The 3,951-nt window shown below is 56.6% G+C and carries 5 protein-coding genes; 4 read left to right on the top strand and 1 reads right to left on the bottom strand.

Annotated elements, in window-relative coordinates:
- The first annotated feature begins 199 nt into the window (after nucleotides 1–199).
- The 4 genes from aroG (at nucleotide 200) to ABJK70_RS21385 (ending at nucleotide 3,324) form a co-directional block, all read left to right on the top strand.
- On the top strand, nucleotides 200–1,303 hold the full coding sequence (aroG, locus tag ABJK70_RS21400; RefSeq protein WP_077731687.1) for a 3-deoxy-7-phosphoheptulonate synthase AroG: 1,104 nt from the start codon (nucleotides 200–202) through the stop codon (nucleotides 1,301–1,303).
- Between the two features lie 3 nt (nucleotides 1,304–1,306).
- Nucleotides 1,307–2,287 carry a sulfur carrier protein ThiS gene (thiS, locus tag ABJK70_RS21395; RefSeq protein ID WP_077731629.1) on the top strand — a complete coding sequence of 327 codons (981 nt, stop codon included), beginning with the start codon at nucleotides 1,307–1,309 and terminating at the stop codon, nucleotides 2,285–2,287.
- A 169-nt stretch (nucleotides 2,288–2,456) separates the two neighbouring features.
- The gene (locus tag ABJK70_RS21390; RefSeq protein WP_077731628.1) at nucleotides 2,457–2,684 is read left to right on the top strand and encodes a hypothetical protein; all 228 of its coding nucleotides are present in this window, start codon (nucleotides 2,457–2,459) and stop codon (nucleotides 2,682–2,684) included.
- 34 nt (nucleotides 2,685–2,718) lie between these two features.
- Nucleotides 2,719–3,324: a peroxiredoxin C gene (locus ABJK70_RS21385; RefSeq protein WP_347259066.1), complete on the top strand. Its 606-nt coding sequence runs from the start codon at nucleotides 2,719–2,721 to the stop codon at nucleotides 3,322–3,324.
- Between the two features lie 64 nt (nucleotides 3,325–3,388).
- Here the strand turns inward: ABJK70_RS21385 and ABJK70_RS21380 are convergent, their stop codons facing one another.
- The gene (locus ABJK70_RS21380; RefSeq protein ID WP_077731626.1) at nucleotides 3,389–3,673 is read right to left on the bottom strand and encodes a hypothetical protein; all 285 of its coding nucleotides are present in this window, start codon (nucleotides 3,671–3,673) and stop codon (nucleotides 3,389–3,391) included.
- Nucleotides 3,674–3,951 lie beyond the last annotated feature (278 nt).

Below are 3,951 nucleotides of genomic sequence, written 5' to 3'. Positions count from 1 at the left end.
TATCGGTGTTCTTGTCGGCCTAAACCGAACCGGAATATCGCTCGGGACCGTTTCTTTGGAAAACACTGCATCGGGTAGAACCACCCTCCTCGGGAGAGTACAATACTTAACCTTTTATAACGCGCTTCTATTTGGGCAAACGAGGCGATTCCTGCGGTAAGACAAGGCTATGAAACAGCTCTCGGAGATCATGGCGGTAATGCATAACGAATACAACACGGACGATTTGCGCATTTGCGAAGTTAAGGAGGTCATTCCGCCCGTACAGGTTCACGAAGAATTTCCCATCACCCAAGAGGCCGCGCTGACGACTTTACAAGCGCGCCGGGAAATCCACCGTATTCTGGCTGGCCAGGACGACCGTCTGCTCGTCGTCATAGGCCCGTGCTCCATTCACGATCCCGAAGCCGCGCTGGAGTACGCCAGACGCTTGCTGGAAGCGAAGCGGGAGCTGGTCGACGATCTGGTGATCGTCATGCGGGTTTACTTCGAGAAGCCCAGGACCACGATAGGCTGGAAAGGGTTGATCAACGATCCATGTCTGGACGAGAGCTTCAATATCAACAAAGGGCTGAGATTAGCCCGGCAACTGCTGCTCAATCTGAACCAGATTGGCATGCCGTCCGCCACCGAATATCTCGATCTGATTACGCCGCAATACGTGTCGGACCTTATCGCCTGGGGGGCGATCGGCGCCCGCACCACGGAAAGCCAGGTGCACCGTGAACTGGCTTCCGGCCTTTCCTGCCCCGTCGGCTTCAAGAATGCCACCGACGGCGGTATCAAAGTAGCCATAGACGCCATCAGCGCGGCCAGACGTCCGCATCATTTTCTGTCCTTGACCAAGGCGGGCCATTCAGCCATTTTTTCGACCACGGGCAACGAAGACAGTCACATAATTCTCCGCGGTGGAAAGCAGCCGAACTACGATGCCGAGAGCGTGGAGGCCACGGCTCAGGCTCTGGAAAAGGCGGGCCTGCCACCCAACATCATGATCGATTTCAGTCACGCCAACTGCATGAAGGATTATCACCGCCAATTGAGCGTAGGAACGGATGTGGCGATGCAACTCGAAGCCGGCGATTACCGCATCTTCGGCGTCATGATCGAAAGCCATTTGAAAGCCGGCAATCAGAAACTCGAGCCGCGCAAGCCGCTGGAATACGGCCTCAGCATTACGGATCCCTGCCTCGGCTGGGACGACAGCAACTCTCTGCTGCAACGCTTGGCGAAAGGCGTGGCTCGCCGGCGCCGACATGGCCGCCAAGAAACCGCCGCAGAGCTTATCCGATCGAGCACCTGAATCATGCGTATTTTCGTCAATGGCGAACTGCGTACCGTAGCTGATGGAGCGACGCTCGCGGACCTTATCGCCGAATTGAATCTGGGCGGCAAACGCATCGCCGTAGAACTCAACCGAGAAATCGTGCCTCACGGGCACTATGAAGATCATCGACTCGCTATGGACGATAAAATAGAAATCGTACATGCCATTGGCGGCGGACAAGCCGATCCCTTGGTCATCGCCGGCCGCACTTATCATTCGAGGCTCCTGGTCGGGACCGGGAAATACAAGGATCTGGACGAAACCCGCCGTTGCGTGGAGGCTTCCGGGGCCGAGATCGTCACGATCGCCATACGCCGCAGCAACATCGGGCAAGACCCCGGTCAGCCCAATCTGCTCGATGCGGTTCCGCCGGATCGTTACACCCTGCTGCCCAATACGGCCGGGTGTTATACCGTGGAAGACGCAGTGCGTACCTGCCGGCTCGCCCGAGAGCTCTTGGGCGGCCACAAGCTGGTCAAGCTGGAAGTGCTGGGCGATCCCAAAACGCTGTATCCGGACGTTACCGGCACTTTGGCGGCTGCCGAAATTCTGATCAAGGAAGGATTCGAAGTCATGGTTTATACCAGCGATGATCCGGTGGTGGCCAAACGACTCGAAGAGCTCGGTTGTGTCGCCGTCATGCCGCTCGCTGCGCCGATCGGCTCCGGATTGGGTATACGCAACCCCTACAACATTCTGACCATCATCGAAAACGCCAAGGTTCCCATTCTGGTGGACGCCGGCGTGGGCACGGCGTCCGACGCCGCCGTCGCCATGGAACTCGGCTGCCACGGCGTATTGATGAATACCGCCATTGCGGAGGCGAAAAACCCCGTACTGATGGCACAAGCCATGAAAAAGGCCGTGGAAGCGGGCCGCGAGGCGTTTCTCGCCGGCCGCATGCCGCGCCGCCGCTACGCTTCGGCTTCCTCACCCGAATCAGGGCTGTTCTTTTATTAATCAGGCCCGTAAATACCCTCCTGGTATTTCGGGCCGCCGCCCAGGCCGGTACACGCCCGGCCTGGGCTCACGCGGCTTGTCGCCGCGCCGGGGCATCCCTGCCCCGGATTAACCCGGCCTATATTTATAGGCCGGGTTAATAATTCACGAGCAAGCGGTATTCCTGCCATTGTTGCCGGCGGAAAAATACTGTGTCGCCGGCAAAACGACGGGCAACAATCTAAGCGCGGCAGGCTTTTCCGTTCGTCATCCCGCGTGGATTGCGGGAAGAATTTCTGACTATTTTTGTGTAGAATCGATGGCTCTTGATTTTGATCTTTCGGCCGTCATTTTAAGGATGACCGAAGCTTTTGAAGCCACCGGATCGGTTTCCGTGGCTTATGGCCAGTACATCTAAACCTGACACAATTCACAATTAAAGGAGACGATTGATGAGCGTATTAGTCGGTAAACCCGCCCCCGATTTTCAAGCGGCCGCTGTTCTTGGCAATGGCAAGATCGTCGACAACTACTGGTTCTCGAAGGAAACCAAAGGCAAGTACGCCGCCATTGTTTTTTATCCGCTGGATTTCACCTTCGTCTGCCCGACCGAATTGATCGCCCTCGATCACCGTATCGACGAATTCAAAAAGCGCGGCGTAGAAGTCATCGCGGTTTCCATCGATTCCCAGTTCACCCACAACGCCTGGCGTAACACGCCGGTTGAAAAAGGCGGCATCGGCCAGGTGCGGTACACCATGGTGGCGGACGTCAGCCACGCCATCGCCAAGGCTTACGATGTAGAAGTGGAAGGCGCGGCCGTGGCCTATCGCGGTAGTTTCCTGATCGACCGGAGCGGCATCGTCCGTCACCAGGTCGTCAACGATTTGCCGCTGGGCCGTAACATGGACGAACTCGTCCGCATGGTCGACGCACTCCAGTTCTGCGAAGAGCACGGCGAAGTTTGCCCGGCCGGCTGGAACAAAGGCAAGACCGGCATGAACGCCAACCCCGAAGGCGTGGCCGATTACCTGAGCAAGAACGCGGCCAATCTCTAAAATCCGGGTTTTTCCCGCATCAACGCCCCGCAAGCGTGCGCCTGCGGGGCGTTTTTGTCTTCTGCTACTGCGCCTTAGCTGCCTTGAGCAAGAAAAAATGCCGAACCAGCACGGCGCACACGAGACCGAGGGCAACCGATGAAAAATTGATCAGCCCGGTCGAGAAGCTTGCTTGCTGTACGTGGAGTGAAGCAATCCACGGCTTTGCGACCAACAAGCTCCAAGCGAAATTGGGTACGTAAAACGCCAATAGCCCCGCGAAAGCCCATTGAAAAGTCGGAAGACCGCGATCTTCCGCGCTCCGATAAAACCAGTATGCGATCAACACTGCGACAACGCCGCCTATCATGGTGCCTCTCCTCTGAGTGATATTGTTTTAATAGTTGTAGATTTGCCGGTTGTTCCGGCATCGCGAAGCTGTCTTGTCCAGACCGTGCTCCGGGAGATGGTAAGCGCTTCGTAACAGCGTACGATACAAAAGATCCGGACTCCTTTCACCATCAAAGATTGAGCGATTTCCTCTCCATCAAATAGCAGAAGCAGTCCTGTCGGATAATTCGCTTGTCCAAGGTCAGCATGGACGGCATCACCGCCCTTTTCAGCACCAGCCGGTCTTCGCGAATTTCG

The organism is Methylocaldum sp., from assembly GCF_039794385.1.
Taxonomy (GTDB): Bacteria; Pseudomonadota; Gammaproteobacteria; order Methylococcales; family Methylococcaceae; genus Methylocaldum.
Note: the sequence above shows the minus strand (reverse complement) of the source record. Positions and strands in the feature narration are given on the sequence as shown.